At 58.3% G+C, this 24,761-nt stretch carries 19 protein-coding genes; 10 read left to right on the top strand and 9 right to left on the bottom strand.

From position 1 onward, the window contains the following. The first annotated feature begins 55 nt into the window (after positions 1-55). The 7 genes from Q6A51_RS02845 (at position 56) to Q6A51_RS02815 (ending at position 9,500) form a co-directional block, all read left to right on the top strand. Positions 56-1,924 (top strand): extracellular solute-binding protein, encoded by a 1,869-nt coding sequence (locus Q6A51_RS02845; protein WP_304574082.1) that lies wholly within the window; start codon positions 56-58, stop codon positions 1,922-1,924. After that, positions 1,925-2,989 (top strand): microcin C ABC transporter permease YejB, encoded by a 1,065-nt coding sequence (locus Q6A51_RS02840; protein ID WP_201019649.1) that lies wholly within the window; start codon positions 1,925-1,927, stop codon positions 2,987-2,989. After that, complete coding sequence (locus Q6A51_RS02835; RefSeq protein WP_304574081.1) at positions 2,989-4,011, top strand: ABC transporter permease; 1,023 nt, start codon at positions 2,989-2,991, stop codon at positions 4,009-4,011. The genes Q6A51_RS02840 and Q6A51_RS02835 overlap by 1 nt, the downstream gene beginning before the upstream one ends. A 40-nt stretch (positions 4,012-4,051) precedes the next feature. Beyond that, positions 4,052-5,629, top strand: coding sequence for an ABC transporter ATP-binding protein (locus tag Q6A51_RS02830; RefSeq protein ID WP_304574080.1), 1,578 nt, complete (start codon positions 4,052-4,054; stop codon positions 5,627-5,629). Positions 5,630-5,681: 52 nt separating this feature from the next. After that, positions 5,682-7,094 carry a sigma-54 interaction domain-containing protein gene (locus Q6A51_RS02825; RefSeq protein WP_201019647.1) on the top strand — a complete coding sequence of 471 codons (1,413 nt, stop codon included), beginning with the start codon at positions 5,682-5,684 and terminating at the stop codon, positions 7,092-7,094. Between the two features lie 242 nt (positions 7,095-7,336). Continuing rightward, the gene (locus Q6A51_RS02820; protein WP_304574079.1) at positions 7,337-8,728 is read left to right on the top strand and encodes a GntP family permease; all 1,392 of its coding nucleotides are present in this window, start codon (positions 7,337-7,339) and stop codon (positions 8,726-8,728) included. Between the two features lie 10 nt (positions 8,729-8,738). Then, complete coding sequence (locus Q6A51_RS02815) at positions 8,739-9,500, top strand: 3-hydroxybutyrate dehydrogenase (RefSeq protein ID WP_304574078.1); 762 nt, start codon at positions 8,739-8,741, stop codon at positions 9,498-9,500. Between the two features lie 67 nt (positions 9,501-9,567). Here the strand turns inward: Q6A51_RS02815 and Q6A51_RS02810 are convergent, their stop codons facing one another. Beyond that, complete coding sequence (locus tag Q6A51_RS02810; RefSeq protein WP_304574077.1) at positions 9,568-10,734, bottom strand: PilT/PilU family type 4a pilus ATPase; 1,167 nt, start codon at positions 10,732-10,734, stop codon at positions 9,568-9,570. A 132-nt stretch (positions 10,735-10,866) separates the two neighbouring features. Between Q6A51_RS02810 and Q6A51_RS02805 the strand changes: the two genes are divergently transcribed. After that, entirely contained in the window at positions 10,867-11,142 is a 276-nt protein-coding gene (locus Q6A51_RS02805) for a peptidylprolyl isomerase (protein WP_122315356.1), read from the top strand. A 53-nt stretch (positions 11,143-11,195) separates the two neighbouring features. Here the strand turns inward: Q6A51_RS02805 and pgm are convergent, their stop codons facing one another. From pgm to Q6A51_RS02780, 5 genes are all read right to left on the bottom strand, one after another. Continuing rightward, positions 11,196-12,842, bottom strand: a complete 1,647-nt coding sequence (pgm, locus tag Q6A51_RS02800; protein ID WP_304574076.1) for a phosphoglucomutase (alpha-D-glucose-1,6-bisphosphate-dependent) — start codon at positions 12,840-12,842, stop codon at positions 11,196-11,198. A 102-nt stretch (positions 12,843-12,944) separates the two neighbouring features. Beyond that, positions 12,945-15,266 (bottom strand): ATP-dependent DNA helicase, encoded by a 2,322-nt coding sequence (locus tag Q6A51_RS02795; protein ID WP_405046117.1) that lies wholly within the window; start codon positions 15,264-15,266, stop codon positions 12,945-12,947. 139 nt (positions 15,267-15,405) lie between these two features. Beyond that, the gene (locus Q6A51_RS02790) at positions 15,406-16,812 is read right to left on the bottom strand and encodes an aminotransferase-like domain-containing protein (RefSeq protein ID WP_304574074.1); all 1,407 of its coding nucleotides are present in this window, start codon (positions 16,810-16,812) and stop codon (positions 15,406-15,408) included. 86 nt (positions 16,813-16,898) lie between these two features. Beyond that, a complete protein-coding gene (locus Q6A51_RS02785) occupies positions 16,899-18,401 on the bottom strand; it encodes a hypothetical protein (RefSeq protein ID WP_304574073.1) in 1,503 nt (500 codons plus the stop codon). Positions 18,402-18,986: 585 nt separating this feature from the next. After that, positions 18,987-20,009: a zinc-dependent alcohol dehydrogenase family protein gene (locus Q6A51_RS02780; protein ID WP_201002348.1), complete on the bottom strand. Its 1,023-nt coding sequence runs from the start codon at positions 20,007-20,009 to the stop codon at positions 18,987-18,989. 309 nt (positions 20,010-20,318) lie between these two features. On the opposite strand from Q6A51_RS02780, the gene Q6A51_RS02775 reads away from it, so the two are divergent. After that, entirely contained in the window at positions 20,319-21,233 is a 915-nt protein-coding gene (locus Q6A51_RS02775; RefSeq protein WP_236124074.1) for a LysR substrate-binding domain-containing protein, read from the top strand. 153 nt (positions 21,234-21,386) lie between these two features. Here the strand turns inward: Q6A51_RS02775 and Q6A51_RS02770 are convergent, their stop codons facing one another. Continuing rightward, the gene (locus Q6A51_RS02770; RefSeq protein WP_304574072.1) at positions 21,387-22,409 is read right to left on the bottom strand and encodes a zinc-dependent alcohol dehydrogenase family protein; all 1,023 of its coding nucleotides are present in this window, start codon (positions 22,407-22,409) and stop codon (positions 21,387-21,389) included. A gap of 101 nt (positions 22,410-22,510) precedes the next feature. Here Q6A51_RS02770 and Q6A51_RS02765 point away from each other — a divergent pair, with 101 nt between their 5' ends. After that, positions 22,511-23,398: a LysR family transcriptional regulator gene (locus tag Q6A51_RS02765; protein WP_304574071.1), complete on the top strand. Its 888-nt coding sequence runs from the start codon at positions 22,511-22,513 to the stop codon at positions 23,396-23,398. Between the two features lie 67 nt (positions 23,399-23,465). Here the strand turns inward: Q6A51_RS02765 and catA are convergent, their stop codons facing one another. Together catA and catC are read right to left on the bottom strand one after the other, a co-directional pair. Next, entirely contained in the window at positions 23,466-24,395 is a 930-nt protein-coding gene (catA, locus tag Q6A51_RS02760; RefSeq protein ID WP_304574070.1) for a catechol 1,2-dioxygenase, read from the bottom strand. A gap of 73 nt (positions 24,396-24,468) precedes the next feature. Further along, positions 24,469-24,759 carry a muconolactone Delta-isomerase gene (gene catC / locus Q6A51_RS02755; RefSeq protein WP_304574069.1) on the bottom strand — a complete coding sequence of 97 codons (291 nt, stop codon included), beginning with the start codon at positions 24,757-24,759 and terminating at the stop codon, positions 24,469-24,471. Positions 24,760-24,761 lie beyond the last annotated feature (2 nt).

Genomic DNA, 24,761 nt, shown 5'->3' with positions numbered 1-24,761 from the left:
GGCGCATGCCTTCAACCCTGATGTTCGCGTGTGAACGTCAGTCAGGATTCAAGTAATGCGTTCTGCTTTCCTATCGCTGATAACTGCAATGCTGGTGCTTGCCACGGGCCTTCAACAAGTGCGGGCAGAGCCGCAGCATGCCTTGACCGTATATGGCGAACCGCCGCGCTATCCTGCCGGTTTCCAGCATTTCGACTACGTGAACCCTGATGCCCCCAAAGGCGGGAGCATGCGTCGCTCGGCGACAGACATTGGCCAGTTCGACCATTTGATGCCGTTCACTGACAAAGGCACGGCCGTCTCGCAGATCAACGGCATGCTGTATTCACCACTGGCGGTCAAATCGCTGGACGAGCCCTACACGGTATACGGGCTGGTCGCACAGAAAATGGAGCGCTTGGAGGACGGAATGTCCTTGCGTTTCTATCTTGACCCACGCGCCCGCTTTGCCGATGGCACACCCATCACAGCCAATGACGTGAAATACACCTATGAGCTGCTGATGACTCAAGGCAGCCTGCAATACCGTACCCGGTTTGAAGCGGTAAAAGGCCTGGAAGTGGAGTCCGGGAACCGGATTCGCTTTGACTTCAAGAATAACGACAACCGTACCCTGCCCCTGGATCTGGCCTCTTTGCCGGTGTTTCCCGAGCACTGGTGGAAAACCCGTGACTTTGCCGGTGGCGCAGGCTTCGAGATCCCGCCGGGCAGCGGCCCTTATACGATCAGCCATGTCGATCCGGGGCGCAGTATCACCTTCGAGCGCGACCCGAACTGGTGGGGCAAGGATCTGCCGGTCAACAGAGGCATGTACAACTTCGACCGGTTCAGCATTGAGTATTTCGGCGATACCGATGTAGCGCGGCAAGTGCTCAAGGGGGGCGCCTACGATTACAACCGTGAATATTCGGCCACCGGTTACTCAATCCGCTATGACAGCCCGGCGCTGAGCGAAGGTCTTCTGCAAAAGGCGCATCTGGCCAAGGGCGCGGTCCAGAGTTCGCAAGGCTTTGCCTTCAACCTCAACCGCCCGATGTTCCAGGACCGTCGCGTGCGTCAGGCGTTGTCTCTGCTCTGGGACTTTGAATGGGCAAACCGGCAGATGATGCGCAATATGTACATTCGCCAGGACAGCTATTTCTCGAACTCGGAACTGGCAGCCACGCAACTACCGACACCCGCTGAACTGAAGATTCTTGAGCCCTTGCGCGGTTCGATTCCCGACGAAGTCTTTACCACGGTCTTCAAGAACCCGAAAACCGATGGCACAGGTTTTATCCGCGACAAACAACTGCAAGCGCTGGCGCTATTGCAGGAAGCTGGCTGGAAACCCAAGGGTGATCAACTGGTCAACGCCCAGGGCGAGCCGCTCAGCTTCACCTTCCTCAATGGGCAACCGGGTTTCGAGCGTCTGCTGCTGCCTTACAAGCGCAATCTGGCGCAGATCGGTATCCACTTCGAGGTGCGGCGGATCGATGCGGCCCAGTATCTGAACCGCGTCATGGCCCGGGATTACGACATGATCGTCACCGGCTTCATGGTCTCGACATCGCCGGGAATGGACCTCTACAACAACTTTGGCTCCAAGGTGGCCAATGATCCAGGCTCCAGCAATTACATGGCACTGCAAGACCCCGCCGTGGACACCCTGATCGAGGGCCTGCTCAAGGCTGGCGACAAGGCGACGATGACCGACTATGCCCACAGCCTTGATCGGGTACTGCAATGGAATTACTACTGGATTCCCAACTATTACCCGCCAGGCTCCTCGACCGTATGGTGGAATCGCTTCGGTATCCCGAAAATCCAGGCCAGCAACAGCGAAGCCATCGAAACCTGGTGGGAAGTCAGCCCCACACCGCTCAATAACGAGCAATTTGCAGCAAAACGCGGCGCTTCAGCCCTTGTTTCGGAGATGAAGTGAATGCTCGGTTATATCCTGCGCCGCCTGCTTCTGATCATTCCCACGCTGTTGTGCATTCTGCTGGTCAACTTCTTTATCGTGCAGGCCGCACCCGGTGGGCCAGTGGAGCAAGCCATAGCCCGCCTGCAAGGCATCGGTAACAGCAGTGTCGGCGCGGGCGCGACAGAGTCGGTCAATACCGGTCAATCAAGAGCGTCCCGTGGCCTTGATCCCAAGCTGATAAAGGACATCGAACGCCAGTACGGTTTCGACAAGCCGCTGCATGAGCGGCTATGGCTGATGCTGAAAAACTACGCACGACTGGATTTCGGCAACAGTTTCTTCCGCGGTGCCTCGGTGACCGACTTGATCCTGCAAAAGATGCCGGTTTCCATTTCCCTCGGGCTCTGGGCGACGCTGCTGACGTACCTGATCTCGATTCCGCTGGGCATTCGCAAGGCTGTCAGGCACGGCAGCCAGTTCGATATCTGGAGCAGCACCGCCATCATCATCGGCTACGCCACACCAGCCTTTCTGTTTGCCATGCTGCTGATCGTGGTGTTCTGTGGCGGCACTTCGCTGCACTGGTTTCCGGTACGAGGCCTGGTGTCGGATGAATTCGACCAGCTATCGACACTCGGCAAGATTGCCGACTACTTCTGGCATCTGGTGCTGCCGGTATCGGCACTGGTGATCGGCGGGTTCGCCACCCTGACCCTGCTGACCAAGAACGCCTTCCTCAATGAAATCACCCGCCAGTACGTCACCACCGCCCGGGCCAAGGGCATGAGCGAACGGCGCGTGCTGTATGGCCATGTGTTTCGTAACGCCATGCTGCTGGTGGTGTCCGGCATCCCACAGGCATTTATCACGGTGTTCTTTGCCGGATCGCTGCTGATCGAGGTTATCTTCTCTCTCGATGGCCTGGGGCGCATGAGTTACGAAGCCGCTGTTTCGCGGGATTATCCGGTGGTGTTCGGCTCGCTGTTCATCTTTACCCTGTTCGGTTTGCTGATAAAACTGGCAGGCGACATCTGCTACACCCTGGTCGACCCGCGAATCGACTTCAGCGCGAGGAATGCCTGATGCGCAGACTTTCTCCGCTGGCTCAACGCCGCCTGGAACGCTTTCGCGCCAACCGTCGGGGCTGGTGGTCGCTGTGGCTGTTTTGCGCGCTGTTTGCGTTGACGCTGGGAGGCGAACTGATCGCCAATGACAAACCGCTGCTGGTGAGCTATCAGGGCGACCTCTACTTCCCGGTCTTCAAGCGTTATAGCGAGCAAGAGTTCGGCGGAGAGCTGCCCTTCCAGCCCGATTACCGCAGCGAATACGTCCAAAAACTTATCGCCAAAGGCAATGGATGGATGGTGTTTCCACCGATTCCGTTCAGTGATGACACCCCCAATTACGACCTCGCAGCCCCGGCTCCCAGCCCGCCCTCGGCCAACAACTGGCTAGGCACCGATGATCAGGCTCGCGATGTACTGGCGCGAGTCATCTTCGGGGCACGAGTGTCGATACTCTTCGCCCTGATCCTGACCGCCATCAGCGCCCTGATCGGTATCGCGGCCGGTGCCTTGCAGGGTTATTACGGCGGCTGGGTGGACCTGATAGGTCAGCGCCTGCTGGAAGTCTGGTCAGGATTGCCGGTGCTGTACCTGCTGATCATTCTGTCAGGCTTCGTCGAACCCAGTTTCTGGTGGCTGCTGGGCATCATGGCGCTGTTTTCCTGGCTGACGCTGGTGGATGTGGTGCGCGCCGAGTTCCTGCGCGGGCGCAACCTGGAATACGTCAAGGCGGCCCGCGCCCTTGGGTTGGGTGATCGCAAAGTGATTGTGCGGCATATCCTGCCCAACGCCATGACCGCGACCCTGAGCTACCTGCCGTTTATCCTGACCGGCGCCATCTCGACGCTGACCGCCCTGGATTTCCTGGGTTTTGGCATGCCGGCCGGCAGCGCTTCGCTGGGTGAGTTGATCGCTCAGGGCAAGCAGAACCTGCAAGCGCCCTGGCTGGGCCTGACCGCCTTTTTTGCCCTTGCGTTGATCCTGACGCTGCTGGTGTTCATTGGTGAGGCGCTGCGTGATGCGTTTGATCCGCGATCTTGATCCTCGATCTTGATCCCTGATGCTGATTCGAGACCCTGAAATGTCAGAAAAACTGATCGAAATCCGCAACCTGAACATCGCCTTCGGTGGGCAGAAGGTCGTCAGCGACCTGAGCCTTGATATCTGCGCGGGCGAATGTCTGGCACTGGTGGGTGAATCCGGCTCGGGCAAATCGGTCACCGCTCACTCGATTCTGCAACTGTTGCCCAAAAGCGGCACGACCAGTACCGGCAGCATAACCTATCGCGGTCAGGAACTGATCGGCGCCAGCGACCGGACCTTGCGTGAGCTGCGGGGCAATCGGATTGCCATGATCTTTCAGGAGCCCATGACCTCCCTCAACCCGTTGCACACCGTTGCCCGGCAGATCGGCGAAACACTGCTCCTGCATCGCGGCATCAGTGGTCGCGAGGCCCAGAAACGCATCGTCGAGCTGCTGGAACTGGTCGGCATCCAGCATCCGCAAAAGCGGCTCAAAGCCTACCCTCATGAACTGTCCGGAGGTCAGCGCCAGCGAGTAATGATCGCCATGGCCCTGGCCTGCGAACCGGAACTGCTGATTGCCGATGAGCCGACCACAGCGCTGGATGTCACTGTGCAGCGCAAGATTCTGTTGCTGCTCAAGGAGCTGCAACAGCGCCTGAACATGTCGTTGCTGTTGATCAGCCATGATTTGAATCTGGTCCATAGCGTTGCCCAGCGGGTCTGCGTGATGCGCGCCGGGGAAATCGTCGAACAGACCGACTGCCAGTCGCTGTTCAAATCGCCACAGCACCCATACAGCCGCCTGTTGCTCGATGCCGAACCGGCGGGTGAACCCTTGCCACGGGATACCCGGGAAAAAGTCCTGGAAGTCGAGAACCTGCGCGTCTGGTTTTCCCTGGCAGGCGGCATTCTGCGTCGTCACAAGGAGTATCTGAAGGCCGTCGATGACATCAGCCTGAGTATCGAACGCGGCAAGACCCTCGGAATAGTAGGCGAATCGGGTTCAGGCAAGTCGACACTTGGTCAGGCAATCCTGCGCCTCCTGGAGTCTCGTGGCAGTATCCGTTTTCAGGGACAGGCTCTGGATGGCTTGAATCAGAAACAGATGCGTCCATGGCGCAAAGAGATGCAGGTGGTCTTTCAAGATCCCTACGGTAGTCTCAGCCCGCGCATGTCGGTGGCGCAGATAATCAGCGAAGGTCTGGAGGTCCACAGGCAACTGGATGCCCGGCAGTGCGAAGCCGAAGTGATACGGGCACTGAAAGAAGTCGGCATCGACCCGCAAAGCCGCCATCGTTATCCCCATGAGTTTTCCGGCGGCCAGCGCCAGCGTATTGCTATCGCTCGGGCACTGGTACTCAAACCTGCTTTGATACTGCTCGATGAACCGACCTCGGCGCTGGATCGAACGGTACAGAAACAAGTCGTTGCACTGCTACGTGACCTGCAGGAAAAACACGGCCTGACCTACCTTTTCATCAGTCATGACCTGGCTGTAGTCAAGGCGCTGGCCCATGATTTGATCGTGGTCAAGGATGGCAAAGTCGTCGAGCGTGGCGCCAGCCACGATATCTTCGATTCGCCTCAGCACCCTTACACCAGGGAATTGCTGGCGGCAGCGCACCCAGGATAAAAACAGGCATTCTGTTCGGCCAGACGCCGGGGTTAAATGACGGAACATCCCCATGAAAAACAATAATCTCAGCGACTACCAAAACATCCAGCGTCTTGCGACCCGCTCGCTGTTCGAGATCATCGAGCAGTCCAGCGAAGGCACCGTGATCGTCGACAAAGATGCGCGCATCGTCTGGATCAACGAACGTTATGCACGCCGGTTTGGCCTGCAGGATGCCAGCCTGGCCATTGGGCAGCCTTGCGAAAGCGTGATTCCCGGCAGCCTGTTGCGTCAGGTGGCCAGCAATGGACAGCCCATCCTGCTGGACATGATGGACACGGCAAAAGACCCGCTGGTGGTCATGCGCCTGCCCATTCATGACAACGCCGGCTCAGTGATTGGCGCCATCGGCTTTGCCCTGTTCGATCAGTTGCAGACGTTGTCGCCCTTGCTCAAACGCTACCAGAGCATGCAGCAGGAACTGGCCAGTACGCGCTCACTGCTCAAGGCACGGCAGGCAAAATACAGCTTTGCGCACTTCATCGGCATCAGTGAGGCGACACTGGAAGTCAAACGCCGTGCCCGGCGCAGCGCCAGCACCGAATCCCCGATCCTGCTGCTGGGCGAGACCGGCACCGGCAAGGAACTGCTGGCGCATGCCATTCATAACGCTTCACCCCGCGCCGACAAACCCTTTGTCAGCATCAACAGTGCAGCAATCCCGGAAGCCCTGCTGGAAGCCGAGTTCTTTGGTACGGCACCCGGCGCCTTTACCGGTGCCGTACGCAAGGGACGTTCGGGCAAACTGAAAATTGCCCAGGGCGGTACGCTGTTTCTCGATGAAGTCGGCGACATGCCACTGGCCCTGCAAAGCAAGTTGCTGCGGGTGCTGCAGGAAAAGGAATATGAGCCCGTAGGTTCCAATGAAGTGTTCCAGAGCGACGTGCGTCTGATAGCGGCCACCTCCACCGATCTGGAGGCGGCGATCAAGCGAGGCGAATTTCGCGCTGATCTCTATTACCGCTTGAACGTCCTGCCCATTCAGGTTCCCCCATTGCGCGAGCGTCTGGAGGATCTGCCTGTGCTGAGTGAAACCATCCTCGAAGAACTGCATAGCCAGCATGAGCTGGAAGGCAATGCACTGAAACTGTTGGCGCAACATGCATGGCCCGGCAATATCCGTGAACTGCGCAATGTGCTGGAGCGTGCGGCGTTGCTCAGCGACGATCTGCAACTTACGGCCAAGGATATCCATACGGCCATCGGCACCCTGCTCCCGCCAGTCGCAAGCAACGCTCGCGATAATCGCCCTCATGTCCACGAAACCTTCAGCCAGGCCCGTCAGCGCAATGATCGACAATTGATCGAAACCACTTTGTTGCAGTGTGCAGGGAATGTGGTGCAAGCGGCCAACCAGCTCGGCCTGGGCCGCTCGACCCTCTACAAGAAAATGGCAATGCTGGGGATCGTGGAGTCTCAATAAAGAGAACCGAGTCTCCCTTAAGAGACAACACCCCCGTAGGAGCGAATTCATTCGCGAAAACCAATCTTCCGCGAATGAATTCGCTCCTACGGGGCGGCGGTAATCTCTGTTGTGAGATTACCGGCTGCATGCATTTTAGTAATTCCCTTTACTTTCAATGACTTGAATATATGGCACGAATCCCGCTATAGCCATGCGGCGGCCTGACCGCACCCAAAAAACAATAACAACAGGAGATACCCATGAGCGTACTCATTGCTTTGGCGGCGCTCGCGCTGCTGATGCTCGCGGCCTACCGTGGTTACAGCGTTATCCTCTTTGCCCCCATTGCCGCGCTGGGTGCAGTATTGCTGACCGACCCTTCGGCAGTGGCGCCTGCATTTACCGGGCTGTTCATGGACAAGATGGTCGGCTTTATCAAGCTGTACTTTCCGGTGTTCCTGCTCGGCGCGGTATTCGGCAAGCTGATCGAGCTGTCCGGGTTTTCCCGCTCCATCGTGGCAGCCGCCATCGGTGTGCTCGGCACACGCCAGGCCATGCTGGTGATTGTGCTGGTCTGCGCCCTGCTCACGTATGGTGGCGTGTCGCTGTTCGTCGTGGTGTTCGCGGTCTATCCGTTTGCCGCCGAGATGTTTCGCCAGAGCGATATCCCCAAGCGCCTGATTCCGGCAACCATCGCGCTGGGAGCGTTCTCCTTCACCATGGATGCCTTGCCCGGCACGCCGCAAATCCAGAACATCATTCCCACGACCTTCTTCAATACCACCGCCTGGGCCGCACCATGGCTGGGCCTGATCGGTACCGTGTTCGTATTCAGCGCAGGCATGCTGTATCTGCAGCGTCAGCGCAACAAGGCTGCACGTAACGGCGAAGGTTATGGACACGACCTGCGCAATGAACCGGAAACGGCAGCCGACATCAAACTGCCCAACCCGTGGATAGCGCTCTCGCCACTGGTGCTGGTGGGGGTCATGAACCTGCTCTTTACCTGGTGGATTCCCCAGTGGTACGGCAAGACCCACACCCTGGCGCTGCCGGGCATGGCGGCTCCGATCCAGACTGAGATTGCCAGGCTGACGGCGATCTGGGCCGTTGAAGCCGCACTGTTGACCGGCATTGTGATGGTGCTGATATTCGGCTTCGGGGCCATTCGCTCCCGGCTGGCCGAAGGCAGTAAAAGCGCGGTCAATGGCGCGTTGCTGGCGGCCATGAATACCGCATCCGAATATGGCTTTGGCGCTGTAATCGCTTCACTGCCAGGGTTTCTGGTGCTGGCCAATGCCCTGAAAAGCATCCCGGACCCGCTGGTCAATGAAGCCATTACCGTCACCCTGCTGGCCGGTATCACCGGTTCGGCCTCGGGCGGCATGAGCATCGCACTGGCCGCCATGTCAGACAGCTTCATCGCGGCTGCCAACGCCGCGAATATCCCGCTGGAAGTCCTGCATCGGGTGGCCGCCATGGCCAGCGGCGGCATGGACACCCTGCCCCATAACGGCGCGGTCATCACGCTGCTGGCCGTGACCGGGCTGACCCACCGTGAAGCTTATCTGGACATTTTCGGTATCACTATCATCAAGACACTGGCGGTTTTCGTCGTGATCGCAGCGTTCTACGCCACTGGCATCGTTTAAGGAATCGATTATGAATCTGCAAGGAAAAACTGCATTGGTCACCGGCTCCACCAGCGGCATCGGCCTGGGCATTGCCCTGGTTCTGGCCAAAGCCGGCGCCAACCTGATCCTCAACGGTTTCGGCGATGCTTCGACGGTGATCGCCCAAGTGCAACAGTTTGGCGGTCGCGTTGGGCACCACCCTGCGGATGTCAGCGACCCGGCACAGATTGCCGACATGATCGCCTATGCCGAACGCGAGTTTGGCGGGATCGACATTCTGATCAATAACGCCGGCATTCAGCATGTGGACGCTGTGGAGGACTTTGCCGTCGAGCGCTGGGACTCGATCATCGCTATCAATCTGTCATCGGTGTTCCACACCACCCGCCTGTGCCTGCCCGGTATGCGCAGCAAGGACTGGGGACGAATCATCAATATCGCCTCGGTTCACGGGCTGGTGGCTTCAACCGGCAAGGCGGCGTATGTCGCGGCCAAACATGGCGTGATTGGTCTGACTAAAGTGGTAGGTCTGGAAACCGCCCGCAGTCATGTCACTTGTAACGCCATCTGCCCCGGCTGGGTCCTGACGCCGCTGGTGCAGCAACAGATCGATAACCGCCAGGGCGACCCGGATCAGGCCCGACACGACCTGCTGGCCGAAAAACAGCCCTCGCTGGATTTCGTTACACCGGAGCAACTGGGTGAGCTGGTGTTGTTTCTGTGCAGCGAGGCGGCGGTTCAGGTGCGCGGTGCGGCCTGGAATGTGGATGGTGGGTGGCTGGCTCAATAACGTTGTGCAGGAGCGAATTCATTCGCGATCATTCGCGGATAAATCCGCTCCCACACAGTTTGAACAGTCATGACCGGGGGTCTTCGTTCTCGTCCACCAGCCCCCAATCGGACATCGTTGTCGAGCCTGTCCCGACAGGTGCAGGCGGAGGTGTTGTGAGGTTGCTGACTCCGCCTTCGCCATGCAGCTTGAGGCGCAGGCGCACGTTGTTTTGCGAGTCGGCGTTTTTCAGGGCCTCCTCTTCGCTGATTGCACCTTCCACCGCCAGATTGAACAGCGCGGTATCGAAGGTCTGCATGCCCAGGCTGCCGGACTTTTCCATGATGCCCTTGAGTTCGGTCAACTGGTTACGCTGGATCAGATCGCGAATGGTCGGCGTCCCCATCATCACTTCCACTGCCGCACGTCGCTTGCCATCCGGGGTCTTGACCAGGCGCTGGGAAACGAAGGCCTTGAGGTTGTTCCCCAGGTCGTGCAGCAGTTGTTCGCGGCGCTCTTCCGGGAAGAAGTTGATGATCCGGTCCAGGGCCTGGTTGGCGTTGTTGGCATGCAGGGTCGAGATTGCCAGGTGGCCGGTATCGGCAAAGGCCAGCGCATGCTCCATGGTTTCCCGGTCACGAATCTCGCCGATCAGGATCACATCCGGGGCCTGTCGCAAGGTGTTTTTAAGCGCGGCACGGAAACTGCGGGTATCGACCCCCACTTCACGCTGGTTGACGATGGACTTCTTGTGGCGGTGAATGAACTCCACCGGGTCTTCGATGGTGATGATATGACCACTGGCATTGCGGTTGCGATAGTCGATCAGGGCCGCCAGAGAAGTGGATTTACCCGAGCCCGTCGCGCCCACGAACAACACCAGCCCGTGTTTTTCCATGATCACATCGAGCAGGATCGGCGGCAGATGCAGATCCTCGAAACGCGGGATATCCAGCTTGATGTTGCGCGCCACGATGGAGACTTCGTTGCGCTGCATGAAGATATTGATCCGGAAACGCCCGATACCGGCCAGTGACACCGCCAGGTTCATTTCAAGCTCACGCTGGAATTCGAGCTTCTGCTCCTCATCCATGAGGCTCTGGGCGACAGTCGCCACCTCGCCGGGCTTGAGGGTTTCAGTGCCCAGCGGCTTGAGCACGCCATTGAACTTGGCGCAAGGCGGCGCTCCGGTGGAGAGATAAAGGTCCGATCCGTCCTGGCTGGCCAGAATCTTCAACAACGCCGGGAAATCCATAATCAACACCGCACAAGATAATGTGAAAACGCTTGTCTGCCCGCTGCACTCAGCAACCTTTCACGAGCAGATTTATTCAATCGGGTCAGGACAGGCATAATGGCAGCCTTTTCTGACAGGTGATATTGCGACATGAAAGCCCAAGCCCGCCATATTCTGGTGAAGACTGCCGAAGAAGCCGAGCAGCTCAAGCTGCGTATCGCCAAGGGCGAGGCCTTCGACGTACTCGCCAGGAAGCATTCCACCTGCCCGTCCGGCAAGCGTGGCGGCGACCTGGGTGAAGTCCGGCCCGGCCAGATGGTCGGTGCCATCGATCAGGTCATCTTCAAGAAACCGCTACGCACTGTACACGGCCCCATCAAGAGCAAGTTCGGCTACCACCTGGTTCAGGTGTTCTACCGCGACTGACCGGCTCCAGGCTACTCACACCCCAAGGCAAGAGTAGCCCGAAACCTGTCCAGTCACTTCGGTGCAATCGCTCCATCGACCAGCACCTGGGCTTCAGCCACCAGACGCTGCAGGTGATCTTCGCCCACAAAGCTTTCCGCATAGATCTTGTAGATGTCCTCGGTGCCGGATGGGCGCGCTGCGAACCAGCCGTTCTCGGTCATCACTTTCAGGCCGCCAATGGCCTGATCGTTGCCCGGTGCATGGCTGAGAATGCCCTGGATCTTTTCGCCCGCCAGTTCAGTGGACTTGACCTGCTCCGGCGACAGCTTGCCCAGCAGAGCCTTCTGTTGCGGGTTGGCCTTGGCATCGACACGGGTCGAGAACGGCTCGCCCAGCTCGTCGGTCATGGTCTTGTAGATCTCGCTCGGGTCACGGCCTTTACGTGCAGTGATTTCGGCCGCCAGCAAGGCCGGAATCAGACCATCCTTGTCGGTGGTCCAGACCGTGCCGTCGCGACGCAGGAACGAAGCACCCGCGCTCTCTTCACCACCAAAGCCCAGCGAACCCTCGAACAGGCCTTCGGCAAAGAACTTGAAGCCCACCGGGACTTCGTACAGGCGACGGCCCAGACGCGCCGCGACCCGGTCAATGATGCCGCTGCTGACCACGGTCTTGCCGACCGCTGCATCGGCACGCCAGTCAGGACGGTTCTGGAACAGATAATCGATGGACACTGCCAGATAGCTGTTAGGCGTCATCAGCCCGCCAGTCGGAGTCACGATGCCATGACGATCATGATCCGGGTCGCAGGCAAAGGCGACCTGATAGCTGTCCTTGAGGCCGATCAGGCTTTGCATCGCATGGCTGGACGATGGGTCCATGCGGATCTGGCCGTCCCAGTCAACACTCATGAAGCGGAAGGTCGGATCGACGAACTTGTTCACCACGTCCAGGTTCAGGCCGTAATGCTCGCCAATTGCCGACCAGTAGCGAACCCCTGCTCCGCCCAGCGGATCGACGCCCAGGCGCAGACCGGCATTGCGGATGGCGTCCAGGTCGATGACGCTTTTCAGGTCTGCCACGTAGGTGTTGACGTAGTCATGGCGATGGGTGGTGTCGGCACGCAAGGCTTTTTCATGGCTGATGCGCAGCACACCCTGGAGTTTCTCGGCCAGCAGTTCGTTGGCCTTGTTCTCGATCCATTTGGTGATATGGCTGTCAGCCGGGCCACCATTTGGAGGGTTGTACTTGAAACCGCCACTTTGCGGCGGGTTATGGGATGGCGTAATCACGATCCCGTCAGCCAGACCGGAAGTACGGCCACGGTTGTAGCAGATGATCGCGTGGGATACCGCCGGAGTCGGCGTGTATTCGTCGCCTTCGGAAATCATCACCTGCACGCCGTTGGCGGCCAGTACTTCCAGGGCCGTTGCGCTGGCAGGCGTCGAGAGCGCGTGGGTGTCAGCGCCCAGGAACAGCGGACCATCGATGCCATTGGCCTGACGATACAGACAGATCGCCTGGCTGATAGCCAGAACGTGCCACTCGTTGAAGCTCAGCTCGAAAGAGCTGCCACGGTGGCCGGAAGTCCCGAAAGCCACGCGCTGGGTTGTGATCGAAGCGTCCGGCTGCCCGGCGTAATAGGCCGTTACCAGTCTCGGGATATCGACCAGTAACTGCGCAGGTGCCAGCTTGCCGGCGAAAGGACTGAGACTCATACAACCTCCACGTAAATGGGGACAGGAAATTCGGTTTTGGCGAAAACGCCTATGGTGCGGCAGTTTACTGGCAGTTTGACCGGAATGCTTGGCTATCGATCCCTAAGTAGTTGAGTTTGCGAGCTGCCACCAGGTCGGGAGTAGCTGTTGCACCTGACGCTCGGCAAAACGGTCATCGATCAGCATGACCACACCACGATCATTCTGGCTGCGGATTACTCGCCCGGCAGCCTGCACGACTTTCTGCACGCCCGGATAAAGATAGGTGTAATCGTAGCCAGCACCGAACAAGGCAGCCATGCGTTGTTTGAATTGCTCGTTGACCGGGTTCAACTGAGGCAAGCCAAGGGTCGCGATGAACGCGCCGATCAACCGTGCTCCGGGCAGGTCGATACCCTCGCCAAATGCACCGCCCAGTACCGCAAAACCAATGCCTCTGCTGCTCAGGGTGAAGCGGTCGAGAAAGGCCTGACGCTCGCCTTCACTCATGCCGCGCTCCTGTTGCCACAGCTCGATCTGCGGCCAGCTCTGACGCATCAGCTCAACCACTTGTTGCAGATAATCGAAGCTGCTGAAGAACGCCAGATAATTACCCGGTTGCGCCTGAAACTGCTCTCCCATCAAGGAAACGATAGGGGCCAGCGAGGCCTGTCGATGAGTGAAGCGGGTCGAAATGTGGCTGACGATCCGGACATCCAGTTGCTCGTGGTGAAACGGCGACTCCACATCGATGCAGACCGTCTTCTCTGCCAGCCCCAACAAGTCCGCATAATAGCGTTGCGGCTTCAGCGTAGCGGAAAACAGCACAGTCCCCAGCGCACTGTCCAGACGCGGCGCAATGAAACGAGCCGGCACCACATTGCGCAGGGTCAACCGGGAAAAACGGCGTTTCGCGCCCCACTCGCGCACGGCGATATCGAAGATGAAATGCTCATCGAACAGTTCGCCAATCCTTACAAACGCAATGGCATCGAAATAGAAGCTTTGCAGCGCGCCATCCACTGCATGCGGGTGCTCGTTGAAGTAATCGCCTATCGCCGACACGCACAGGTTCAGGCTGCTCAGAAATTTGCCCGGCACATCGGCGTAGGCCTGATAGGCACCCGCCTGTTCCTTGTGCAGGGCATTCCATTGGCGGCTGAGCCGTTGCAAGGCCTTGTGCAAGGGCTGCGGAGCACTTTGTCGAAGTGCATTGAGGTTCTGCTGATCGAGGCTGGCGCTGTACATGCTGCGGGCACGCTCGACCATGTTATGGGCTTCGTCCACCAGTAGCGCCACGCGCCACTGATTGAACTGGGCAAGGCCGAACAACAAGGCGCTCAGGTCGAAATAGTAGTTGTAGTCCGCGACCACCACGTCCGACCAGCGCGCCAGTTCCTGGCTGAGGTAATACGGACAGACCTGATGCAGCAAGGCGACTTCGCGCACGCCAGCCTGATCCAGCCATGGCGCATTCAAGGCGGCACTGCGCGCGGCAGGCAAGCGGTCATAGAAACCGTTGGCCAACGGGCAGGAATCACCATTGCAAGCCTTGTCCAGATGCTCGCAGGCCTTGTCCCGTGCGACCAGTTCCAGCACACGCAAGGTCAGGTCGGGCGAGCTGCGCCCGATCACTTGCAGGGCATCCAGCGCCAGTTTGCGACCCGGCGTCTTGGCCGTCAGGAAGAATACCTTGTCGAGCTTTTGAGTCGGTGCAGCCTTGAGCATCGGGAACAACGTACCGACCGTCTTGCCAATCCCGGTCGGCGCTTGCGCCATCAGGCAGGACCCCGTGCTGACGGCCTTGTAAACCGACTCGGCCAGCACTCGCTGCCCGGTCCGAAACTGCGGATAAGGAAATGCGAGCGTCTTCAGACTCTGGTTGCGTGACGAGGTGTGTGCCAGTTCCTGCTGCGCCCAGTACAGGAATATCTCGCATTGCCGCTCGAAAAACTCCCGCAACGCTTCGCGGCTGAACGACTCGCGGATCAGGGTTTCCTGTTCGCTGACGATGTTGAAATACACCAGCGCCAGAGTGACCTCGTTCAGATTCAATTGCTGACAGATCAGCCAGCCGTAGATTTTCGCCTGCGCCCAGTGCAATTGACGATGATTGCCGGGCATGGCATCAAGCTCACCACGGTAGGTCTTCACCTCTTCCAGTTGATTGAGCGCCGCATCGTAGCCATCGGCCCTGCCCCGAACCGTCAACTCCCGATAATCGCCGCTCAGCGACAGCTCAGCCTGATAACTCGCGCCACGCCGAGCCGCCACGGTGCGGTGCCCGGCAATACCTTCCTGGGCCGTGGGCGAAGGTGTGAAGCGCAGATCCAGACTGCCGGCCTTGGCCGTGAATTCACATAACGCACGCACCGCCACGACATAACGCGAGGGCTCTGCGCCAGTAGATTGCGGTTCAAGGTGAGGGCTGGAAGAAGTCGTCAGAGTCACTGCACAGGGGAACTGTTGATTGCCGATACTGGATAGGCGTACAGATAACAGCCTTTTCCCGGCTCTGGCAAATACAAATGGATCAGCGGCCCTGTCGCGGGCAAGTGCGCTCCTACCGGGCGTCTCCTGCACCTCAATGCTGCCGCGCCTGCTTCAAGGCCTCGGCCAGTGCGCTCAGCAACCGGGCGATGTTCTGGGTCCAGTCAATGGCGTAACCGATGCGCAGGTGTTGGCGGTGCAGGCCTTGCAGACTGAACAACTCGCCGGGGGTAACGATAATGCGCTGCTGCAAAAGGCTCTCGAAAACCTGGCGCATGTCCACGCGATACACACTTTGCACCCATATTCCGCAGCCGCCTTCAGGCAATTCATAACGCAGCAGTTGCCCCAGATCCCGGTCCAGCAACTGCACCATCATCTGCATGCGTTGCGCCAGCAACTCTCTGAGTTCAACCAGATGAGCATCCAGCCGCCCGCTGCTACAGAGCCTGGCAACCGCCTTCTGACGAATCGGCGGCAACTCGAAGGCGCGCAGCAGGAAATACTGCTGCCACTGGACGTCGAAGTGTTTGCACAGCAGGTAGCCATAAGGAGCTTCGGGCCCCAGAACCTTGTCGAAGCTGCCGAGGATCAACAGACGCTGCGGATCGATCAAATCCCGCAGGCGGGCTTGCTTCGGCACAAAAACCAGTTCGCCGTGGCTGTCGTTTTCCAGCACCCAGACCCGATACCGATTGAGCAGTTGAGCGACGGCCTGAAGATTGGCAGCAGGCAATGTGCTGCATTGAACCGGATTAAGCAGCGATGGTAACAGCGCCAGGCCAATGTTCTCTGTCAGCAGCACTTGATCCAGCACTGCCAGATTGATAGCGCCCGCCTCGTCCAGCGGCACCTCGATGACCCGGATGTCGAAGGACTGTAACAAGCGCAACAACGTCCAGGTGCAAGGCGACTCAACCAGTACGGTTGCGCCACGCAGGTTCAAGACCTCGACAACCGCCGCCAGCATGCCCGGCATATCCGGCCCGATGTAGACATTTTCCGGGTGCCAGCAGCGCTGGGCATCCTGGGTATAGCGAGCCGCCAGGGCCGTACGCAGTTCGATATCCCCAAAAGGCTGAAACCCGGAACTCAGTGGGCGCGGGTAATACCTGAGCAGTTCACGCTCCATGGCCAGCAATGGGCTTTCCATCGATTGCAGCAGTGTGGGTTCATCATTACCCAGCACCCATACACCGGGGCGACGGATATGCCGGTAAAACGCTTCCAGCAGGTTGTCATTCTCGAATACCGGCTCTGGCGTTTCGTCGCTGCTTGCGCTGGGCAAGGCGTAATAGCCGGACTTGGGCATGGAGCACACACGCCCTTCCTTCTCCAGCAACGAATAGGCGCTTTGTACGGTCGAGATCGATACACGCAGACGCCGGGACAACTGGCGCAAGGACGGCATCCTGGTCGTGGAATCGGTTTGCACCTCGTCAATCAGGCGAACGAGATAGCGGTAAACCGCCTGATAGGCGAAATCCGTTTTGTTTTTCATGGGAGGCAATCCGGCGCGTGGCCAAAAGATTTTCCAGGCGATAGCGACATGATCCACGGCAACAGCCATTCGCCAGACAAGAGGGCTTAACGTCCGGAGAGCACTTCAGCCATAACACCGCCGGTCTCAGGGTCAACTGTCACGATCCGGCATTTGTCCGGGTCGGAGGCGCGAAACCGGGCGATGATGGAGCTTTCACTGTCGAAGTCCACCCGCACCTTGCAGTACAGGCTCTGTAACCCCTTCAGGCTCAAGCCGCTGATATCGACAAGCCATTGCACGACCTGCTCAGGTGCCGTCAGGCCCGAGAGCACTTTATGAAGATCCGGTAATGCCACCAGCATGCCCGGGTGACAACCGCGCAGGAACGCTTCAAGCCCACGCCCACGATCTACGAAGGGCGAGAAAATCATGCAGACCAGTTGCGCCTCACTCAGACCAAATCCTTCCTGAGCGTAACTGGCGGCCAGTTCATGACGCGCTTCGATGCCCTCGGGCCCTTCATAGGCATCCATGGCCTGCTTGACCAGCCGTGACGGCATTTGCTTGCGGCGCATCATTATGCGCGCCAGAGTCAGGTACTCGGCAATTCCGTCGGCATAGCTGCGTCCTTGCAGGTATTGCGCCTTGAGGCCTCGTATATGGGCCATCAATAGTGGATTGGCACAGTCCGACTCGCTGAAGGCAAACGCCAGGTCATCGAAGCGAAACCCCAGGAACTCGGTCAGCAGGTTCCAGTGCTCCTCAACCTTGCAGTTGACCAGATCGCAAATGCTGATGAATGCCGGAACAATCGACTGATTGGGATAAACGGTGGCTCGAGGCGACTTGGCAGGCTCATCCCCTTCGCCATAAAGCTCATGGAAATAAGCCTGCCCGATAGTATCGATTGATCTGAGGATGCCATTGAGGTTCTGGCCACTCCAGTTAGCCTTGCCCTGCCCCGTGCGCTGGGCAAGACGCATTGCCCAGGTAACGTAGTGTTTCTGCTCCTTGCGGGAGTCGCCATTGACGACAGCATCCACACCGCTCCCCCAGCTCGAAGCCCGCCCCAGAAACTCGGCAAGCCCCAGGTAGCAACGATTGCAGAAGGTCGTGCGTGCATCGCCTGCCGTCAGATGGCCGGCCAGCAACATGTCCGAGCGGTTCTGCTCGCGCCCGGCACTGGAAAACGGCAGGTCCGGCTCGAACACCTGAGTATATTGATTGTCGACCACGAGCATTTCCACACGCGGATCGTCATACAGAAACAACGCCGAGTAGGTGCGGTGAATGTTATCCATCACTGCCTGCGTAAGCCCTACATGGCGCATGTTGGCCACCCGCAGGTTGAAAGTGCCAGGGGATCGACCTGCAATGCTTAACTGTGCCGCTCTCAGGAACGCCAGTGTGTAAGCGCTGTCCTTGCCACCTCCAAAAGCGATCAGCACCTTGAAACTGGAAATACGCTCGATACCGCCCGCCGCCACGATCAGCCGCTGAATCAACAGTTGCAAAGCCGTACGCTCAGCCCTCGTGAAGTAACCCAGCAAACGCTGCAACACTTGCTGGTAGACATAATTCATTGCTTGTTCGTGAATGGAGCTCATACTTTTTCACCCACGCCTTTATCAAGAAAAAACATGATGTAAGGGCGGCATTTAATATCAGGCTTATACGCGAGTTTATAATCAATCATGACTCATTCCCTGAGTAAGAATTACCAAACTATTATCGGTATCCCTAAAACAATTACAAGGTACAGATCGACACCAAAAGCAATACACTCGGTTTAAACAAGCGCCATAAATAAACATTGCGTTCAACGCAAAACGTCACAGCCCAGACCCTGTCTTGCCAGCATTGTGCGCCGCCCCCGACAAGGCAAACGCTCTAGAAATGGATTCCACACCAGACCACCTGAAGCAGCCGACAAAAAATGCTTTTTTGCCCGTAGGAAACGCTGTTCAATGAAAGCGACATCCGACAGAAAAATTAAACATGACTACTCATTATGAGGATTTTTAAATTCACGACGACAAACAACCGCTCATCTGTAAAACGGAAAAAATTTAAACAACTAATTCTGCCTTCGTGAAAGCAGCCCTGCCCACCGAAGCGCACAAACTTGCAGATATAAAAAAGCCCTCCTGAAAAGGAAGGCTTCGTGCAGAACTTGATAGACGGGTGAAAAACTATGCCTGAGCGATTTCCAGCACGGCACGTCCACCAATCGGGCAAGTATCCATGTAGCGATGAGCCTGAACCACTTGCTCGAACGGAAAGTTGCGAGTCTGGAGCGGCACCAGTACCCGATCAGCCGTCAACTGATTGATCTCGCGCAGGGCACGTTGCAGTGCCTCGGTGTCAGGAACAATTCCCAGCTCAGGCTTGCCGGTGAAATTGCCGAGGCAGTGTACGAAGAACTGGATGTTCTTCTGAAACGCTGCACAGGCCGGGAACGGCGTCTGGTTACCACCTTGCAGGCCATATAGCACCAGGCTTCCACGCGGAGCCAGCACATCGCCCATGATCGACATCTGTGGGCCGCCCAGGCCATCGAACACCGCATCCACACCGCGATTGTCGGTGTACTTGTTGATAGCCATCAGCAAGTCCTGCTCCTCGGTGACCACCACCTTGTCAGCACCTTGAGCCAACAGGTAATCACGCGCATCGTCAGTCTTGGTCACCGCGATGACACGAACACCCAGCGCCTTGCCAAGCTGGACAAAGCACGGGCCGGCACAGTGACTGGCATCGGTGACAAGCACGGTTTGCCCCGCCTTGATCCGCGCCAGATCGACATACGCGAAGTAGGCAATCAGCATCGGCGTGTAATGCACGCTGGCCTCGACAGGGCTCAGCACGTCGGGATAACGGGTCAATGCCGAGCGTGGCAATACGATGGATTCGCCATAGACTGGATGCTTGTTGGCATCGGCAGCCGGAAAACTGGCGACCTTGTCGCCTACGGCCAGATCACTGACGCCATCACCCAGAGCGGTTACGACACCGGCCATCTCATAGCCAAGACCGGCAGGCAGACGCGCCTGGGTGGAAGCAAGATTTTGCCGCCAGAGAACGTCATACCAACTGACACCGATTGCCTGGACACGCACCTGCACCTCGCCGGGTGCGGGCAACGTGTCGGGATGCTCTTCGACCTTGAGCACCTCGGCCGGGCCAAACTGGTGAAAACGGATCGTGCGGGACATTTAGAACCTCGCCTTGTATACCTTGATGCCGTGAACTCTATCCGGGCTCTGCCGACAACACTATCAGTGGCTATTAATAGTCGACATGCCTGTCATCGATTGTGCCTCATGGGCCGGGCGGCAACGCCTGACAATCCCTGAATCCCCATGCACTCATGGGCGGCCATTGTTGGCATGTCGACGAAACATTGCAACCAGTGTGGACATTTAAGCCATGACAACGAATTTTCGATGCGCGTCATCGGCGTTTGCTCGTACTATCGCAACCTCTCAAAGCATCAAATCGACAAATGGCCCGAGATATTCCGCATGAATCGCAATGATCTGCGTCGCGTTGACCTCAATCTGCTCATCGTTTTTGAAACCCTGATGCATGAACGAAGCGTTACTCGCGCGGCCGAAAAACTGTTCCTGGGGCAACCGGCAATCAGTGCGGCCCTCTCACGCCTGCGCGGGCTGTTCGATGATCCGCTGTTCGTGCGTACCGGCCGCAGCATGGAGCCAACTGCCCGCGCCACTGAAATCTTCGCCCTCCTTTCCCCCGCGCTGGACTCGATCTCCACTGCGGTCAGCCGGGCATCGGAGTTCGACCCGGCGACCAGCACCAACGTCTTCCGTATCGGCCTGTCCGACGACGTGGAATTCGCCCTGCTGCCGACGCTGCTCAAACGCCTGCGCTCCGAAGCACCCGGCATCGTGCTGGTGGTCAGGCGCGTCAACTACATCCTGATGCCAGCCCTGCTGGCCTCGGGCGAAATTTCCGTGGGCGTCAGCTACACCCAGGACCTGCCCGCCAACGCCAAACGCAAGGTATTGCGCAGAAGCAAGCCGCAACTGCTGCGCGCCGACTCGATTCCCGGCGCCCTCTCCCTGGACGACTTCTGTTCACGCCCTCACGCCCTGGTGTCATTCGCAGGCGACCTGAGCGGCTTTATCGATGAATACCTGGAAGCAATAAACCGCAAACGCCACGTCGTCCTGGCCGTCCCGCAGTTCAACGGCCTGGCCACCCTCCTGACAGGCACCGACATCATCGCCACCGTCCCGGACTATGCCGCACAGGTGCTGACGGCCGCTGGCGGGGTTCGAGCAGAGAACCTGCCTCTTGAGACTCAGACTTTTGAACTGCACATGGCCTGGCGCGGGGCGCAGGATAATGATCCGGGGGAAAGGTGGTTGAGGTCGCGGATTCAGATGTTTTTTGGGGATCCAGACAGTCTGTAAAACACCCAAAACCAGCCCCAACACCATCGCCCCTTAAACTCCCAAGGGGTGCCCACCATCAAATACCGCGCTAAGAAACCCATCCTCCAATCAGGCGATGAATGTCCAGCAAGTTCGCCGCCTGTCCTATCGTCAACGTCTTGGGTTCTTACCTCATTCGGCCACTCTGATGACGACCTTCCCGAATGGCTCCCCGGACGCGGCTGACTCATACGCTGCGGGGGCATCCGACATTGCGAATACCTTGGCAATCGGTGGCTTGATCCCGTGCGTGTCGATGAAGTCCACCATGTCTTTATGTGCCATGGCGCTTCCGACCGATAGGCCACGAATAGATGCAGCCTTCATCATCAGAGTGACCAGGTCGGGCGGAGTCGAGGCGAAAGTGTACAGCCCCATCAATGCGATCTCGCCACTTGGTGCGAGGGCTGCGATGGATTGGTCCAGTTCCCCCGCTCCTCCCGCGTTCACGACACGCTGAAAACCCTCAAAACGCTCGAACGCGACTTCACCCCAGTTCGAGTGGGTTTTGTAGTTAATGACGTCGCTGGCACCGAGCGCCCGGATTCGGGACGACTTGCTGTCGCGGCTGGTCGTCACAACGACGGTGGCACCCACGGCCTTGGCGAAAAGAACTGAGAAAAGTGCGACTGTGCCTGTACCGGTGGCGAGTACCTTGTCACCCTTGCGAACCGGGTTCCGGTACGGTCGGTCACCGTTCAGGGCCGTCCAGGCGGTCAAAGCAGCACAAGGTATGCAGGCCGCCTCCTCCAGTGTCAGCGTCTTGGGGGCTGCGGCTACTCGCTCAGCCCGCAACACGACGTATTCAGCGAGCATGCCGTCTTCGTCCGGAGAACCAAGGCCCCAACCCTGCCCCTGCGTGGGCGGCCCGTCAATCCAGGCGCGATAGAGAATACCGGTCACCTTGTCACCAACAACCCATTCGTCCACACCGGCGCCAACGGCGACAATCTCGCCGGCTCCATCCGAGACAGGCACGAAGTCACGAGGTGAAACCCCGAAGGTTCCATGCAGGAGCAGCAGGTCACGGGCGTTGAGCGAGACCGAATCGACCTTCACCAACACCTCTCCCGCACCGGGTTCAGGCCTGGGAACTTCCTGCATGACCATTCCATCCAGGGATGTTGAGCCCGCTGCAATCATCCATCTTTTCATACCGTTCTCGCCCGCTGTGTTGTTGAGCCGGGATGATAGGCATGGGATCATTGTGCGAGAAGCCGTTAGTTTTGGCACACGTAACTGAGCCGGATTCATCAATGAAGCGTGAAGACCTCCCCGACCTGATGGCCTTTCTTACCGTCGTCCAAGAAGGCGGATTCCGAAAAGCAGCCGCGAAACTGAATGTCTCCCCATCGGGGCTCAGCCACGCTATGCGTCGTCTTGAGGCGAAGCTTGGAACACCCTTGCTGCTGCGCACTACGCGCAGCATGACGCCAACACATGCCGGAGCGGATCTGGCAGCCAGTCTCGAGACCGCGTTCAGCGAGATAGGCCGTGGGCTGCGGGACCTGGACGACCGGAAGGGGCGCATCGCAGGGACGGTAAAGATCAACGTCCATCGCACCGCTGCCGTTCTCTTCGTTTTGCCCAGGCTCGCCGCCCTGCAGGAACATCATCCCGACGTAAAGGTTGAACTCGTCATCGACGATGGCCTGGTCGACATTGTCGCCGCCGGATGCCACGCGGGGATTCGCAAGGGCGAAATGCTTGCGAACGACATGGTGGCTGTCCGGATCAGCGGCGAACATCAAACCGCCGTTGTCGGTTCCCCTGCGTACCTCGATCGCCATCCGGCTCCAAATACGCCAGCCGACCTTCGCGATCATCGCTGCATCGGGTATCGCTTCGTGACGTCCAGGTCCCTGCATCGATGGCGTTTTCTGCACGGCGACCAGGATTTGCTCATAGACTTCGAGCCATCGCTCATCGTGGATGATCTTCAGGTCGGCGTGTGCGCCGCACAGCAAGGTCTGGGCCTGACCTACATTCTCAGGGAGGCGGTGGCAGAACAGATCGAGAATCAAACCCTCATCGAGGTGCTGCAAGACTGGTCGACACCACTCGCTGCGGACTATCTGTACTATCCAGGCCGCGGCACAGTCTCCCCTGAACTGCGCGCGGTCATAGAGCATTTGCGTGTTTAATCACGAAGACGTTCACAACCAACAAGGCCTGCTCTAAAGCAGGCCTTGTTAGCTCAATCACACCCCCTCAATCCTCCAACACACGCAACCGCTCGCCACGCTGTTCATCTTCTACAACAACCGCAGGTTGCAAGGTGAAGTCGAATTCGATTTCAGCAAAACGCCCCTCAATACCCAGTGCCTTGGCGCGTGCTGGCTCGTCGCTAAAGGTAATTTCAGCGATCAACTCGTCACGTGTGGCGTAGGCAAAATCGTCATGCAGGTATTGGTCGCCGTCCAGATTGATCTGGGTGGTGAGGTGTCGATGCTCGGCGGCGGAAACGAAGAAATGCACATGCGCCGGGCGTTGGCCGTGACGGCCCAGTTGGTCGAGCAACTGTTGCGTCGGGCCATCGGGCGGGCAGCCGTAGCCGGACGGTACGATGCTGCGAAAGCGGTAACGCCCTTCAGCATCGGTGACGATGCGACGACGCAGGTTGAACTCCGACTGACTGACATCGAAGTACGAGTAACCGCCACCCGTATTGGCGTGCCAGACATCCACCACGGCCCCGACAACGGGTTCGCCCCGTGTATTCCTGACCTGCCCGCGCATGAACAGCGGCACGCCCGGATCAAGCCCGTCGTCCAGCCGGGCCTCGCCCTGGCTCAACGGAGCGCCTGCCACATACAGCGGCCCTTCGATGGTGCGTGGCGTGCCGCCGGTCTTGCCAGCCTGCTCATCGGCGGCGTCCATCAACAGGTCCAGATAATGTTCCAGCCCAAGGCCAGCCACCAGCAAGCCTGCTTCCTGGCGCGCACCCAGCACATTGAGATAGTTGACTGCCTTCCAGAACTCTTCAGGGGTGACTTCCAGGTCTTCGATGATGCTGACCGAGTCACGCAAGATCCGGTGAATCAGGGTTTTGATACGCGGGTTGCCATTGTCATTGAGTTGCCCGCTGACCTCTTCTAGAAACTGTTTAACGCCTGCAGTCCGGGAGATTCTGACGCTCATGATTAATCCTCATCTTGTAGTTATTAGCGTGCTGCACTTGGTTATTAACGTGCTGCACTTGGCCGATCACAGATCAGCGATCATCTTCATGGATGGAAGAAGGATGTCGGCACAGGGCGTCAACTTCGATCGCCATGTACGGGTACAACGGTAATTGCGTGAGCAGATCGTGAAGTTCCTGCGCACTGTCCACATCAAAGACGCTGTAGTTGGCATACAGCCCGGCGATCCGCCAGAGATGGCGCCATTTGCCTTGCTGTTGCAGGCGCATGGCCATGGCCTTTTCGTCACTCTTGAGTTGTGCGGCACGTTCCGGGTCCATGTCGACCGGTAACTTCACCGTCATTTTTACGTGGAACAGCATGC

The sequence above is a fragment of the Pseudomonas serbiensis genome (genome assembly GCF_030580745.1).
In the GTDB taxonomy this organism is placed as follows: domain Bacteria; phylum Pseudomonadota; class Gammaproteobacteria; order Pseudomonadales; family Pseudomonadaceae; genus Aquipseudomonas; species Aquipseudomonas serbiensis.
The sequence above is the reverse complement of the archived record's forward strand: the minus strand, read 5'-3'. Positions and strand labels throughout refer to the sequence as shown.

Excerpts from the sequence above, each read along its gene's own strand:
- Q6A51_RS02765 (WP_304574071.1), top strand. The coding sequence starts at position 22,511 with ATGAAGCGTGAAGACCTCCCCGACCTGATGGCCTTTCTTACCGTCGTC.
- Q6A51_RS02825 (WP_201019647.1), top strand. The coding sequence starts at position 5,682 with ATGAAAAACAATAATCTCAGCGACTACCAAAACATCCAGCGTCTTGCG.
- catC (WP_304574069.1), bottom strand. The coding sequence starts at position 24,759 with ATGCTGTTCCACGTAAAAATGACGGTGAAGTTACCGGTCGACATGGAC.
- Q6A51_RS02840 (WP_201019649.1), top strand. The coding sequence starts at position 1,925 with ATGCTCGGTTATATCCTGCGCCGCCTGCTTCTGATCATTCCCACGCTG.
- Q6A51_RS02815 (WP_304574078.1), top strand. The coding sequence starts at position 8,739 with ATGAATCTGCAAGGAAAAACTGCATTGGTCACCGGCTCCACCAGCGGC.
- Q6A51_RS02845 (WP_304574082.1), top strand. The coding sequence starts at position 56 with ATGCGTTCTGCTTTCCTATCGCTGATAACTGCAATGCTGGTGCTTGCC.
- catA (WP_304574070.1), bottom strand. The coding sequence starts at position 24,395 with ATGAGCGTCAGAATCTCCCGGACTGCAGGCGTTAAACAGTTTCTAGAA.
- Q6A51_RS02785 (WP_304574073.1), bottom strand. The coding sequence starts at position 18,401 with ATGAGCTCCATTCACGAACAAGCAATGAATTATGTCTACCAGCAAGTG.
- Q6A51_RS02835 (WP_304574081.1), top strand. The coding sequence starts at position 2,989 with ATGCGCAGACTTTCTCCGCTGGCTCAACGCCGCCTGGAACGCTTTCGC.
- Q6A51_RS02830 (WP_304574080.1), top strand. The coding sequence starts at position 4,052 with ATGTCAGAAAAACTGATCGAAATCCGCAACCTGAACATCGCCTTCGGT.
- pgm (WP_304574076.1), bottom strand. The coding sequence starts at position 12,842 with ATGAGTCTCAGTCCTTTCGCCGGCAAGCTGGCACCTGCGCAGTTACTG.
- Q6A51_RS02810 (WP_304574077.1), bottom strand. The coding sequence starts at position 10,734 with ATGGATTTCCCGGCGTTGTTGAAGATTCTGGCCAGCCAGGACGGATCG.
- Q6A51_RS02790 (WP_304574074.1), bottom strand. The coding sequence starts at position 16,812 with ATGAAAAACAAAACGGATTTCGCCTATCAGGCGGTTTACCGCTATCTC.
- Q6A51_RS02775 (WP_236124074.1), top strand. The coding sequence starts at position 20,319 with ATGAATCGCAATGATCTGCGTCGCGTTGACCTCAATCTGCTCATCGTT.
- Q6A51_RS02770 (WP_304574072.1), bottom strand. The coding sequence starts at position 22,409 with ATGAAAAGATGGATGATTGCAGCGGGCTCAACATCCCTGGATGGAATG.
- Q6A51_RS02780 (WP_201002348.1), bottom strand. The coding sequence starts at position 20,009 with ATGTCCCGCACGATCCGTTTTCACCAGTTTGGCCCGGCCGAGGTGCTC.
- Q6A51_RS02820 (WP_304574079.1), top strand. The coding sequence starts at position 7,337 with ATGAGCGTACTCATTGCTTTGGCGGCGCTCGCGCTGCTGATGCTCGCG.
- Q6A51_RS02805 (WP_122315356.1), top strand. The coding sequence starts at position 10,867 with ATGAAAGCCCAAGCCCGCCATATTCTGGTGAAGACTGCCGAAGAAGCC.